Below are 11,732 nucleotides of genomic sequence, written 5' to 3' on the forward strand. Positions count from 1 at the left end.
AGAACAATCATGAGGAGTCAGGATGAAGTACAGATTGGGTGATGATCGTGTGGAGATGGCGGAAGGAGCATGGATCGCCGAGACCGCCGTGGTCATCGGCAAGGTGCGTCTGGAGAAGAACGCCAGCGTCTGGTTCAACGCAGTGCTGCGCGGTGACTGCGAACTCATCCTGATCGGTGAGAACAGCAACGTCCAGGACGGGGCCATCATGCATACCGATCCGGGCATTCCGCTCATTCTGGGCAAGAACGTCACCGTCGGACACAAGGCCATGCTGCACGGCTGCACCGTGGGCGACGACAGCCTGATCGGCATCAATGCCGTGGTCCTCAATGGCGCCAAGATCGGCCGCAACTGCATCATCGGCGCCAACGCGCTGATTCCCGAGGGCAAGGAAATTCCCGATGGCTCCCTGGTCATGGGCTCGCCCGGCAAGGTGGTGCGTCAGCTGAGCGAACAGCAGGCAATGGCGATCAAGGCCGGTGCCGCCCATTACGTACACAACGCCCAGCGTTTCAAGCGCGACCTGCACCCCCAGGAAGACTGATGAGCACCGAGACCCCGGTCAAGTCGCCCTGCGTCTATGTATGCAGTCTGGATGACAATGACATCTGCACCGGTTGCCACCGCAGTGGCAGGGAGATTACCGAGTGGGGCAGGGCCAGCAACGAGCGACGCCGGGAGATCCTGCGTCAGTGTGAGATCCGCGCCCGGGAGCAGGGCGTCTGGATGAATGTCGGAACGAAATAACAGAAGGATAGGCAGCATGCCCCGTATCGGAACTCCCCTGGCCGGTAACGCCACCCGTGTCCTGTTGCTCGGCTCGGGCGAGTTGGGCAAGGAAGTGACCATAGAGCTGCAGCGTCTGGGCTGCGAGGTGATTGCCGTGGATCGCTACGCCAATGCCCCGGCGATGCAGGTGGCGCACCGCAGCCATGTGATCAACATGCTGGATGCCGCGGCCCTGCGCCAGGTGATCGAGCTGGAGAAGCCGGCCTATATAGTGCCGGAAATCGAGGCCATCGCCACCGCGGCCCTGGTCGAGCTGGAGGAGGAGGGCTACACCGTCATTCCCACCGCCCGCGCCGCGCGCCTGACCATGGACCGTGAGGGCATCCGCCGCCTGGCCAGCGAGGAGCTGCAGCTGCCGACCTCGCCCTACCGCTTTGCCGAGGGGCGCGACGACTATCTGGCAGCAGTCCGCGAAATCGGTCTGCCTTGTGTGGTCAAGCCGGTGATGAGTTCCTCCGGCAAGGGCCAGAGTCTGGTGCGCAGCGAGCAGGATATAGAGGCGGCGTGGGACTATGCCCAGTCCGGCGGCCGTGCCGGGCTCGGCCGGGTCATTGTCGAAGGCTTTGTCGATTTCGATTACGAGATCACCCTGCTGACAGTGCGCCATGCCGGTGGCACCAGCTTCTGCGCGCCCATCGGTCATCGTCAGGAGAGTGGCGACTACCGCGAATCCTGGCAGCCCCAGCAGATGAGCGAGCAGGCGCTGGCACAGGCCCAGGACGTGGCCCGGCGCATCACCGATGCGCTCGGCGGGCGCGGGGTGTTCGGCGTGGAGATGTTCGTCAAGGGTGATCAGGTCTGGTTCAACGAGGTGTCGCCGCGTCCCCACGACACGGGGCTGGTGACCCTGATCTCCCAGGAACTGTCGGAGTTCGCCCTGCATGCCCGGGCCATTCTCGGTCTGCCGATTCCGCAGATCCGCCAGTATGGCCCGGCCGCCTCGGCGGTGATCCTGGTCGAGGGCAACTCGAGCAACGTCAGCTACGGCAACCTGCACCAGGCCCTGAGCGAGCCCGATACCCAGCTGCGCCTGTTCGGCAAGCCGGCGGTGGAAGGTCTGCGGCGCATGGGTGTGGTGCTGGCACGGGATGAGAATATCGAGCTGGCGCGGGCCCGGGCGCTGCGCGCGGCGCAGGCGGTCAGTGTCGAGCTGTAACTGTCTCCGGCAGGCGGGGAGCTGTCCTAGTCTGCCGTCACCGGCGTATCCACGCTCCAGATGCGCACGCTTCTGACCATGTTGTCCTTGGTCTGCAGAATTTCCATGCGATAGCCGTCGATACTCAGGCCGATGCTGCTGTCGGGTATGTGCTCAAGGCGCTCGGTGATCAGACCATTGAGGGTCTTGGGGCCATCCTCGGGCAGATGCCATTGCAGCTGCCGGTTGATGTCGCGCAGGTAGACACTGCCGTCGATCACGAAGGTGCCATCCTCCTGGGGGTGGATGTCGTGGTTGGCCGGCAGCAGGTCGGTGGTGAACTCGCCGACGATTTCCTCCAGGATGTCCTCTAGGGTGACCAATCCGATCACGTCGCCGTATTCGTCCACGACAAAACCGATGCGCCGCTTGTGCTTCTGGAAATTCAGCAGCTGGGTGTGCAGCGGGGTGTTTTCCGGAATGAAGTAGGGGTCCTTGCAGCTCTTGACCAGCTTGTCCTTGGTCAGGTCATTGTGGCTGAGCAGGCGGGCGATGGCGCGCATGTGCACTATGCCGGTGACGTTGTTGATGTCGCCGCGGTAGACCGGCAGGCGAGTGTGGTGGCTGGTGCGCAGCTGCTCGAGGATGGTCGGCATGTCGTCATCCAGGTCGATTCCATAGGCCTCGTTGCGCGGCACCATGATGTCGTTGACCGTCATGCGTTCCATGTCGAGGATGCTCAGCAGCATGTTCTGGCGCCGCGGCGTGATGCCCAGGCTGGCTTCGTTGACCACGGTGCGCAGCTCATCGGCGGACAATTGCGCGGCCTGGGCGTTCTCCAGAGTGATGCCCAGCAATCGCAACAGTCCATTGCTCAGGGTGTTGCACAGCCAGACGATCGGATACAGCAGCCGCTGCAGCAGCCCCAGAGGGTAGGTGACGCGGAAGGCAATGGTCTCGGGGCGCAGGGCAGCAAAGGTCTTGGGGGTGATCTCGCCGAAGATCAGCACCACTATGGTCACCGCCACGGTGGCGATGGCGATACCGGCATCGCCCCAGATCCGCACTGCCACCACGGTGGCCAGGGAGGCGGCGAGGATGTTGACGATATTGTTGCCGACCAGAATGGTCCCCAGCAGGCGGTCCGGCCGCGCCAGCATCTGCTCAGCCCGGCGCGCCGAGCGCACGCCCTTCTTGCTCAGGTGTTTGAGCCGGTAGCGGTTGAGGCTCATCATCCCGGTTTCGGAACTGGAGAAGAATGCCGAGCAGGCAATCAGCAACGCCAGGATCAGCAGTAACAGGCCGGTACTTGTCTCGCTCAAGAGCTACCTCGGTACGGGTCGGACAGGGCCCCGCTCACATGGGCAGGATGAATTCACGGACCAGTTTGCTACCGAAGAAGGCCAGCATCAACAGGAGAAAGCCGGCCAGGGTCCAGCGAATGGCCTTGCTGCCGCGCCAGCCGCGCACGTGTCGGCCCCACAGCAGGATGCCGAACACCACCCAGGCCAGGCATGACAACAGGGTCTTGTGGGCCACGCCCTGGGAGAACATGTTGTCCAGAAATACGAAGCCGGAAATCAGCGCCAGGGTCAGCAATACCTCGCCGCAGAGAACAAACTGGAACAGCAGGGCTTCCATGGTCTGCAGCGACGGGAAGGTATGGTTGAAACGCACCGGGTTGCGGTGGCGCAGCTGATGGTTCTGCAGGGCCAGCAGACTCGCCTGGAAGGCGGCAATGGCGAGGATGCCGTAGGCCAGTATGGACAGCAGCACATGCACCAGCAGCGCCGAGTGCCCGGGGACGGTCGCCGCGCCCTGATCGGGGAGCAGCCAGGCCAGCAGCTTGGCGATCAGCGCCACCGGGAACAGTACCAGCAACAGGCTGGTAACCGGTGCGCGCAGACTGAATACCAGGGTGACGGCGATGACCAGCCAGGCAATCAGTGAGGAAACATGGAAGAAGCCGAAGGACAGGCCCTGACCGGTGAAGATCTCGCCATAGAGGCTGATGGCGTGGGCAATCAGGGCGAGGGCGCCGACCCCGCGCAGGATCGAAGGACTGGCTGTCTGACGTTGCCGCAGACAGTGGAGCTGATACAGGGTACCGCCCAGATACAGCGCGGCGGCAAGGAGGGTGGCAATCAGGGCAGTCATACGTCCTTGCAAATGGTTATCAATTGGCGATCAAGTGTCGCACAAGCCGGGGTGAGGATAAAGCGCTTGCTGCACACACACAAACCCCAATGTATACTGCCCAGCCAGATTGCCTCAACCCGCAGCAGGGGTCTACGGGGCCAAGGAGAATTCGCTGATGTTTGAAAATCTTACCGAACGCCTGTCCGGTACCCTGGCCGGTATCACCGGTCGCGCCAAGCTGACTGAAGACAATATCAAGGACACCCTGCGCGAAGTGCGCATGGCGCTGCTTGAGGCGGACGTGGCGCTGCCGGTGGTCAAGAGCTTCGTCGATCAGGTGCGCGACCGGGCCGTGGGCCAGGAAGTCTCGCGCAGCCTGTCGCCGGGCCAGGTGTTCGTCAAGATCATCAAGTCCGAGCTGGAAGCGGTCATGGGTCAGGCCGAGGGCCTGAACCTGTCGGTGACCCCGCCGGCGGTCATCCTCATGGCCGGTCTGCAGGGCGCGGGTAAGACCACCAGCGTCGCCAAGCTGGCCAAGACCCTGCGTGAGCGGCAGAAGAAGAAGGTCATGGTGGTCAGTGCCGACGTCTACCGTCCGGCGGCGATCAAGCAGCTGGAGACCCTGGCCGGCGAGGTGGGTGTCACCTTCTTCCCCTCCGATCTCAGCCAGAAGCCCGTGGATATCGTCGACGCCGCCCTGCGTGAAGCGAAAAGCCGCTTCATGGACGTGCTGATCGTCGATACCGCCGGTCGTCTGCACATCGATGCGGACATGATGGAGGAGATCAAGGCAGTGCACGCGGCGGCCAAACCGGCCGAGACCCTGTTCGTGGTCGATGCCATGACCGGTCAGGACGCGGCCAATACCGCCCAGGCCTTCAATGAAGCCCTGCCGCTGACCGGGGTCATCCTGACCAAGGTCGATGGTGACGCCCGCGGTGGTGCGGCCCTGTCGGTCCGCCATATCACCGGCAAACCGATCAAGTTCCTGGGTGTCGGCGAGAAGACCGACGCCCTTGAGCCCTTCCACCCGGACCGGGTTGCCTCGCGCATCCTCGGCATGGGTGATGTGCTCAGTCTGATCGAGCAGGCCGAGCAGAAGCTGGACAAGGCCAAGGCCGAGAAGCTGGCCAACAAGCTGAAAAAGGGCAAGGGCTTCGATCTCGAAGACTTCCGCGACCAGCTGCAGCAGATGCGCGGCATGGGCGGGCTGGGCTCGCTGATGGACAAGCTGCCGATGATGGGCAAGATCAACCCGTCGCAGATGGAAGCGGCTCAGGTTCAGGCCGAGAAGCAGTTCAAGCAGATGGAGGCCATCATCAACTCCATGACCCCGGCCGAGCGGCGCAACCCGGATATCATCAGTGGCTCGCGCAAGCGTCGCATCGCCGCCGGTTCCGGTACCCAGATCCAGGATATCGGCCGCGTCATCAAGCAGCACAAGCAGATGCAGAAGATGATGAAGAAGGTCAGCGGCAAGAGTGGCATGGCCAAACTGATGCGCGGCATGGGCGGTCTGGGCGGTGGCGGCATGCTGCCTCCGGGCGGCGGCATGCCGCGTTTCTGACCGCTGTCGGCATCCCCCGCCGCATCGGTTGATCGGGCCTGTCCGACCTGTGGTCGAGCAGGCCTCACAAAGGGTTTCATTTGTTTGCGATATTCCGTAGAATACGCGACCTTTCGGGCTATATGCCCGGCATGAATCCGTGGGTGTTACTCAAATACAGGAAACGATGTTCACATGGTAACCATTCGTCTTGCTCGTGGCGGCTCCAAGAAGCGCCCCTTCTACCACCTGACTGTTGCTGACAGCCGCAACGCTCGCAATGGCCGTTTCGTTGAGCGCGTTGGTTTCTTCAACCCGGTCGCTACCGGTGGTGAAACTCGCCTGTCCGTCAACCAGGAGCGCGTAAGCTACTGGCTGGGTCAGGGTGCACAGCCCTCCGAGCGCGTTGCTTCTCTGCTGAAGGAAGCCCAGGCCTCCGCCTGATATGATCCGCGAGCCTGAGTCGGCGCAAGCGCCGCTGCTGATTCTCGGCAAGATCGTATCGGTTCATGGCATACGCGGAGCGGTGAAGGTGTATTCGCACACCCAGCCGCTGGACAACGTGCTGAACTACCCCGTCTGGATACTTCGGAAGGGGCAGGAGCAGCGACAGATGTCCGTTATTTCGGGCCGGCTCCAGGGGCGTGTGGTGGTAGCTCAGCTCAAGGGCGTGAGAGACCGCAACGAAGCACTGGAACTGGTGGACTGGGAAATCTGTGTTCCCGAGTCCCAGCTCCCCGCGTTGCCGGAAGGTGAGTATTACTGGCATCAGCTGGAAGGTCTGCAGGTTGTCACCCTCGACGGGCAGCTGCTCGGTCGGGTCGATCATCTGCTGGAGACCGGCTCCAATGATGTCCTGGTGGTAAAGCCCTGTGCGGGCAGTATCGACCAGCGCGAACGGCTGTTGCCGTACCTGCCTGATCTGTACGTAAAGCACATCGACCTGGCTGAGAGTGTCATGCAGGTCGACTGGGATCCGGAGTTCTGACCGGTGTGGGCCGGTGTGGTAACCCTGTTTCCCGAGATGTTCACGGCGTTGACCGGGCACGGAGTGACCGGGCGAGCCGTCAAGCGGGGGCAGTTGACTGTCGAGTACAGCAATCCCCGTGACCATGCCCACGACCGGCACCGTACGGTCGATGATCGGCCCTTCGGGGGCGGCCCGGGCATGCTGATGAAGGTTGAGCCCTTGCTGGAGGCCATTGCGGCCATCCGCGCCAAGGCTCCCTCACCCCCGCGGGTGATCTATCTCTCACCGCAGGGGCAGCCGCTGACCCAGAAACGGGTCGTCGAGCTGGCGCAACTGGACAGCCTGGTATTGCTGTGCGGGCGCTACGAGGGTATCGACGAGCGCATCGTGGAGATGTGCGTCGACGAGGAGATATCCATCGGCGACTATGTGTTGTCCGGCGGCGAACTGGGAGCCATGGTGCTCCTGGACGCGGTAACCCGGCTGATACCCGGCGTGCTCGGGCATGCGGATTCAGCGGTGGAAGATTCGTTTTCGGAAGGGTGGCTGGATTGTCCGCACTACACCCGGCCGGAAGAGTTTGCAGGGCAGCGCGTACCGGAGGTGCTGCTCAGTGGGAATCATGAACTGATCCGGCGCTGGCGTCTCAAGCAGTCGCTGGGCAGAACCTGGCTGAGAAGGCCGGAACTGCTCGAAGGACTGACGTTGAGCAAAGAACAGCAGCAACTGCTGGCGGAATTCATCCGCGAGCAGGAAACCGATAACCATTGAAGCAAGTCCGGCGGCTTGTAGGAGTTCTAGAAATGTCCAACATCATTGCCCAGCTCGAAGCCGAGCAAATGAACCGTGAAATCCCTGCGTTCGCGCCGGGTGACACTGTCATCGTCCAGGTAAAAGTGAAGGAAGGCGACCGTCAGCGTCTGCAGGCCTTCGAAGGCGTGGTTATCGGTAAGCGTAACCGTGGTCTGAACTCCGCTTTCACCGTGCGCAAGATCTCCAGCGGTGTAGGCGTCGAGCGTACCTTCCAGACCTACTCCCCGATGGTTGACAGCATCACTGTCAAGCGCCGTGGTGACGTGCGCAAGGCCAAGCTGTACTACCTGCGCGCCCTGTCCGGCAAGGCCGCTCGTATCAAGGAAAAGCTCAACTGATCGAGCCTGTACCTGGTACCACAGAAAACCGCCTTCGGGCGGTTTTTTGTTATCCGGGGTTTGTCCTGGCAAGCGGCAGAGTGATTTCAGCGATCAGCCCACCCGTTGGTCGTGGCTTGAGTTCGAGCGCGCCGCCGAATCGCGTAGTGATGGCGCGGACAATGGAGATGCCCAGGCCGGCGCCATCCTGATATTGACGCCCCCGGTCGCCCCGCCAGAATCGGCGGCCGATCTGCCGCAGCTGCTCGGGGTCCATTCCCGGGCCCTGATCGGCCACCGCAATGACGCAGCGCCGGGCCGGATGGTCGAAAGCGGCCGTTATCTCGATGGGGGTACCCTCCGGCGAATAGCGCAGCGCGTTATCCACCAGGTTCCGCAATGCCGTTTCCAACAGCGATCTGGGCAGCGGGGTGCCGGCATCGTTACCCGTCACGGTGAAGATCAACCGGCTTCGCTGGCTGGCCTCGGTGCGATCCAGCACCTCCTCCACGGCAGCCAGCACCGAAATGCATTCATCGCCTTTGCTGGGAACGGCCTCGGTGCGCGCCAGGGTCATCATCTGGTCGAGAATACGGCGCAGTCGACGTACTCCTTCCTCGGCGCTGGCGAGCGAGGCTTGCGCGTCTTCGCCGTCACTCAGGCGTGCCACCTGCAGATGGGTGTCGATGACCGTCAGCGGTGTGCGCAGTTCATGGGCGGCCGCGTCGGTGAAGGCGCGCTGGCTTGCGAGCGCCTGGGCCAGACGGGCCAGCAGCGCATTCATCGCATCAAGGACCGGGCGCAACTCGGTGGGTGAACGGCCGACCACAATCGGCGTGATGTCCTCCGTGTCCCTGGCGCGCAGCTGTTCGCGCAGCGCTTCCAGCGGGGCCAGACCGCGCCCGATACCGATCCAGAGTGCCGCCAGGCCGCCCAGAAAGGCGATCAGGAAAGGCACACCCGCCGCGCCCAGCAGGTTGTTGATCAATACGTTGCGCTCATCGATGCGGTCCGCGGTGGTGATCTGGTAGCCGTTGTCGTGGAGGATATAGACCCGCCACTGCCTGCCTCCCACTTCCCGGGTGCTGTAACCGGCGGTGAGGGTGGCGAAATCCGACGTGGGAACGCTGCCGGTGCTGGCCAGTACCTCTCCGCGCAGCGCCCGGATTTCACAGGCGATGCCTTCCTTACCACTGACGCGCACTGCATCGGTGAAGTTTGCCGGCGAGGCATTCGGGTCCAGTGCTGCCCCTTCGAGCAGGCCCGCCACCATGCGGGCCGACATGGCCAGTCGGCCATCCAGGGTGCGGTCCAGGTTGGCGCGCATGCCCTGCGTCATCCAGGCTGCAGCCAGTGCCCAGAGCACCATCAGGGCTATGCCGGTGATCAGCACCGCACGCAGGCGCAGGCTCATTGGGAGCAGCTCCAGCCCAGCCGGTAGCCAAGCCCGCGGGCGGTTTCGATGGCCTCCGCGCCGAGCTTTCTCCGGATGTTGTGAATATGCACGCTAAGCGCATTGCTGCTGACTTGCTCACCGAGGCCATACAGGCGTTCGTTGAGCGCGTCGGAGGATACCCAGCGCCCATCGGCGGCCGCCAGGTGAACCAGCAGATCGACCTCCCGGCGTGACAGGGTGACCGGCTCGCCACCTAGCCAGGCGAGACCGCTGTCCGGCTCCAGGCGCAACGGTCCGGCCTCGATGGTCTGGACAGCCCGGCCCTGGGTGCGCCTGACCAGCGCGTGCAACCGAGCGGCGAGCTCGCGCAGGTCGAATGGCTTTACCAGATAATCGTCGGCACCGCTCTGCAGGCCGGCAAGCCGGTGCTCGATGGCATCCCGTGCCGACAATACCAGTACCGGAAGCTGCGGCTCGAAACGACGCATCCTGGCCATCAATTCCAGACCTTCGAGGTCGGGGAGACCGAGGTCGAGGATCAATGCCTGAAAGGCGTCCTCCAGTTGCGCCGCCTCCGCTGCAGCAGCGGTAGTCACATGGTGTACCGAAATTCCATGTTTGCGTAATCCGGCAACAATGCCGTGCCCGATAAGGACATCATCCTCTACCAACAGAACGCGCATATTCGATCTCTGCGTTGAAAAAAGACCATCTTAGGCCAGAGTGTTGCAGGACGTCAGTCATGGATCGCGGGTGTGCTTCCTTTAACATTCGCTTAATCGGGCTATGCTAGAAGCACGCCTCGCGTCAGATAGACAACGATGCCAGAGCCGCGCAACGCGGCCACTTCAGGAGTTCAAAGTGCTAAGAAAACATATCCGGGGGGCTGCTGGTGCCATCTGCCTGCTGACCCTGCCGCTGGGTGTGGCGGCCGCACCATCGGCCGGTGATCCAGAACAGGGCAAGGCCGCAGCGGCGGTCTGCGCCAGCTGCCACCAGGTGGACGGCAGAGGCCAGAACAATCCCAACGGCGAGTCCTGGCCCCGACTGGCCGGACTGGATGCCGGTTATATCGCCCGACAGTTGCAGGCCTACAAGGACGGCACCCGGCAGAATCCCAGCATGCAGGCCTTCGCCCAGATGCTTGATGATCAGCAGATCGCCGATGTGTCTGCCTGGTTCGCCAGCCTCCCGGCGACCGCTGGCCAGTCGGCTGCGGCGCAGGGCCATTCGGAGGAACTGCTCAAGCGCGGCGAGCAACTGGCCACCGAAGGTGACTGGAGCAAATACATTGTGCCCTGCTCGAGCTGCCATGGTCCGGATAACCTGGGTGCGGGCACCGTATTCCCTGCGATCGCCGGCCAGCACTTCGGCTACATCCGCGATCAGCTGCTCGCCTGGCAGCAGGGGGCCCGCAAGAACGACCCGCAGCGCCTGATGGCCACCATCGCCGAGCGCATGAGCAGTGACGACATCAACGCCGTTGCCGCCTGGCTTTCCTCCCAGCCGGCCACCGCCGAACAGTAAGGGGCGAGCAGTATGACTATTTTCAATTCCTGGATGCCCCGGCTGCGGACCGGCCTGCTGGTCGCCCTGGGATCCCTGTTGGCTGCGCCTCTGGCCCAGGCCCAGACCGAACTGTCCGAGGAAAGCCTGGCGGTCCTGGCCAGCATGGCACCCGGTGCACCGGCGCCCACCGCCGACAGTTTTGTTCATATTCCGCCGACCATGGAGGATCTGGAAGCGTCTTCACTGCACCCGGAGCTGAAACGGGTGATCCGCCGCGGGTACGACATCTTTACCAACACTCAGCAGTTTCGCGACGAGTACGTGTTCAATGACATGAACTGCAGCAGTTGTCACCTGGGCGCAGGGCGACTGCCGTTCTCGGGGCCGATCTGGCCGGCGGCGGTTACCCTGCCGGGCTACCGGCCGAAGAACGATCACGTCAACAACCTGGAAGAGCGCATCGCCGGCTGCTTCACCTACTCCATGAACGGCAAGCCGCCGGCCTACGGCAGTGATGACATGATCGCGCTCGCCGCCTACCACCAGTGGTTGGCCAGTGGTGTGCCCATGTACCCGACCGGCAAGCTGTATGGGCGTGGCTTCCCTCGGCTCGACGAGCCCGCCGAGAAGCCTGACTACGATCGTGGCAAGGAGATCTATGCAGCCCAATGCTCGATCTGCCATGGTGATGAGGGGGCGGGCCTGAGCGTGCGTGGCGAGGTGGTGTTTCCGCCGGTTTGGGGAGATAACTCCTACAACTGGGGAGCGGGGATCAGCCGGGTATACACCCTGGCATCCTTCATCAAGCACAACATGCCGCTGGGCCAGCCCAATAGCCTGACCGACCAGCAGGCCTGGGATCTGGCGCAGTTCATCGACTCCCAGGAGCGGCCGCAGGACCCCCGCTACACGGGCGATGTGAAGGAAACCCTGGAGCTGTACCGCGATACCTTCCACAAGCACACCATGTACGGCCAGGAAGTGAACGGCCGGGTGCTGGGTGATCACGATAACGTGGGACGCAAGGACTTCCTCAAGCCCGACGTGCTGCGCGATCGCACCTATGATTGACCTCCCTCCGCGAAGCGGGACGGCTGCCGTCCCGCTTCGTTTCC

The 11,732-nt window shown here is 63.0% G+C and carries 14 protein-coding genes; 10 read left to right on the forward strand and 4 right to left on the reverse strand.

Features of this window, described 5'->3' with window-relative positions:
- Positions 1-22 precede the first annotated feature (22 nt).
- The 3 genes from BM046_RS00935 to purT are packed head-to-tail and all read left to right on the forward strand — an operon-like array spanning position 23 to position 1,948.
- On the forward strand, positions 23-547 hold the full coding sequence (locus BM046_RS00935) for a gamma carbonic anhydrase family protein (RefSeq protein ID WP_090536079.1): 525 nt from the start codon (positions 23-25) through the stop codon (positions 545-547).
- A complete protein-coding gene (locus tag BM046_RS00940) occupies positions 547-750 on the forward strand; it encodes a DUF1289 domain-containing protein (protein ID WP_177197758.1) in 204 nt (67 codons plus the stop codon). The genes BM046_RS00935 and BM046_RS00940 overlap by 1 nt, the downstream gene beginning before the upstream one ends.
- Positions 751-766: 16 nt before the next feature.
- Entirely contained in the window at positions 767-1,948 is a 1,182-nt protein-coding gene (purT, locus tag BM046_RS00945; RefSeq protein ID WP_090536083.1) for a formate-dependent phosphoribosylglycinamide formyltransferase, read from the forward strand.
- Between the two features lie 26 nt (positions 1,949-1,974).
- On the opposite strand, the gene BM046_RS00950 is transcribed toward purT, so the two are convergent.
- Together BM046_RS00950 and BM046_RS00955 are read right to left on the reverse strand one after the other, a co-directional pair.
- Complete coding sequence (locus tag BM046_RS00950) at positions 1,975-3,249, reverse strand: HlyC/CorC family transporter (RefSeq protein WP_090536084.1); 1,275 nt, start codon at positions 3,247-3,249, stop codon at positions 1,975-1,977.
- Positions 3,250-3,283: 34 nt separating this feature from the next.
- Positions 3,284-4,084: a cytochrome C assembly family protein gene (locus tag BM046_RS00955; RefSeq protein WP_090536086.1), complete on the reverse strand. Its 801-nt coding sequence runs from the start codon at positions 4,082-4,084 to the stop codon at positions 3,284-3,286.
- A gap of 157 nt (positions 4,085-4,241) precedes the next feature.
- Between BM046_RS00955 and ffh the strand changes: the two genes are divergently transcribed.
- The 5 genes from ffh to rplS all read left to right on the forward strand — a co-directional run bounded on the left by ffh (position 4,242) and on the right by rplS (position 7,733).
- Positions 4,242-5,633: a signal recognition particle protein gene (gene ffh, locus BM046_RS00960; RefSeq protein WP_090536088.1), complete on the forward strand. Its 1,392-nt coding sequence runs from the start codon at positions 4,242-4,244 to the stop codon at positions 5,631-5,633.
- A gap of 174 nt (positions 5,634-5,807) precedes the next feature.
- On the forward strand, positions 5,808-6,056 hold the full coding sequence (gene rpsP / locus BM046_RS00965) for a 30S ribosomal protein S16 (protein ID WP_090536090.1): 249 nt from the start codon (positions 5,808-5,810) through the stop codon (positions 6,054-6,056).
- A gap of 1 nt (position 6,057) precedes the next feature.
- Positions 6,058-6,600 carry a ribosome maturation factor RimM gene (gene rimM / locus BM046_RS00970; RefSeq protein ID WP_090536091.1) on the forward strand — a complete coding sequence of 181 codons (543 nt, stop codon included), beginning with the start codon at positions 6,058-6,060 and terminating at the stop codon, positions 6,598-6,600.
- Between the two features lie 3 nt (positions 6,601-6,603).
- Positions 6,604-7,353: a tRNA (guanosine(37)-N1)-methyltransferase TrmD gene (gene trmD / locus BM046_RS00975; protein ID WP_090536093.1), complete on the forward strand. Its 750-nt coding sequence runs from the start codon at positions 6,604-6,606 to the stop codon at positions 7,351-7,353.
- Between the two features lie 32 nt (positions 7,354-7,385).
- Positions 7,386-7,733, forward strand: a complete 348-nt coding sequence (rplS, locus tag BM046_RS00980; protein WP_090536095.1) for a 50S ribosomal protein L19 — start codon at positions 7,386-7,388, stop codon at positions 7,731-7,733.
- Between the two features lie 49 nt (positions 7,734-7,782).
- Here rplS and BM046_RS00985 read toward each other — a convergent pair whose 3' ends face one another.
- On the reverse strand, positions 7,783-9,126 hold the full coding sequence (locus BM046_RS00985) for an ATP-binding protein (RefSeq protein WP_090536097.1): 1,344 nt from the start codon (positions 9,124-9,126) through the stop codon (positions 7,783-7,785).
- Positions 9,123-9,791, reverse strand: a complete 669-nt coding sequence (locus tag BM046_RS00990) for a response regulator (protein WP_090536099.1) — start codon at positions 9,789-9,791, stop codon at positions 9,123-9,125. The genes BM046_RS00985 and BM046_RS00990 overlap by 4 nt, the downstream gene beginning before the upstream one ends.
- 178 nt (positions 9,792-9,969) lie before the next feature.
- On the opposite strand from BM046_RS00990, the gene BM046_RS00995 reads away from it, so the two are divergent.
- Positions 9,970-10,635, forward strand: coding sequence for a c-type cytochrome (locus BM046_RS00995; protein ID WP_218149983.1), 666 nt, complete (start codon positions 9,970-9,972; stop codon positions 10,633-10,635).
- A 12-nt stretch (positions 10,636-10,647) separates the two neighbouring features.
- Positions 10,648-11,688 carry a c-type cytochrome gene (locus BM046_RS01000; protein WP_235818534.1) on the forward strand — a complete coding sequence of 347 codons (1,041 nt, stop codon included), beginning with the start codon at positions 10,648-10,650 and terminating at the stop codon, positions 11,686-11,688.
- Positions 11,689-11,732: the final 44 nt, after the last annotated feature.

Origin of the sequence: Halopseudomonas formosensis, from assembly GCF_900115905.1 — a bacterium.
GTDB lineage: Bacteria > Pseudomonadota > Gammaproteobacteria > Pseudomonadales > Pseudomonadaceae > Halopseudomonas > Halopseudomonas formosensis.

What these genes read in the sequence shown, in the direction of transcription:
- BM046_RS00940 (WP_177197758.1), top strand. Translation starts at nt 547, where the DNA reads ATGAGCACCGAGACCCCGGTCAAGTCGCCCTGCGTCTATGTATGCAGT.
- BM046_RS00990 (WP_090536099.1), bottom strand. Translation starts at nt 9,791, where the DNA reads ATGCGCGTTCTGTTGGTAGAGGATGATGTCCTTATCGGGCACGGCATT.
- rplS (WP_090536095.1), top strand. Translation starts at nt 7,386, where the DNA reads ATGTCCAACATCATTGCCCAGCTCGAAGCCGAGCAAATGAACCGTGAA.
- rimM (WP_090536091.1), top strand. Translation starts at nt 6,058, where the DNA reads ATGATCCGCGAGCCTGAGTCGGCGCAAGCGCCGCTGCTGATTCTCGGC.
- BM046_RS00985 (WP_090536097.1), bottom strand. Translation starts at nt 9,126, where the DNA reads ATGAGCCTGCGCCTGCGTGCGGTGCTGATCACCGGCATAGCCCTGATG.
- rpsP (WP_090536090.1), top strand. Translation starts at nt 5,808, where the DNA reads ATGGTAACCATTCGTCTTGCTCGTGGCGGCTCCAAGAAGCGCCCCTTC.
- BM046_RS00935 (WP_090536079.1), top strand. Translation starts at nt 23, where the DNA reads ATGAAGTACAGATTGGGTGATGATCGTGTGGAGATGGCGGAAGGAGCA.
- BM046_RS01000 (WP_235818534.1), top strand. Translation starts at nt 10,648, where the DNA reads ATGACTATTTTCAATTCCTGGATGCCCCGGCTGCGGACCGGCCTGCTG.
- BM046_RS00955 (WP_090536086.1), bottom strand. Translation starts at nt 4,084, where the DNA reads ATGACTGCCCTGATTGCCACCCTCCTTGCCGCCGCGCTGTATCTGGGC.
- purT (WP_090536083.1), top strand. Translation starts at nt 767, where the DNA reads ATGCCCCGTATCGGAACTCCCCTGGCCGGTAACGCCACCCGTGTCCTG.
- ffh (WP_090536088.1), top strand. Translation starts at nt 4,242, where the DNA reads ATGTTTGAAAATCTTACCGAACGCCTGTCCGGTACCCTGGCCGGTATC.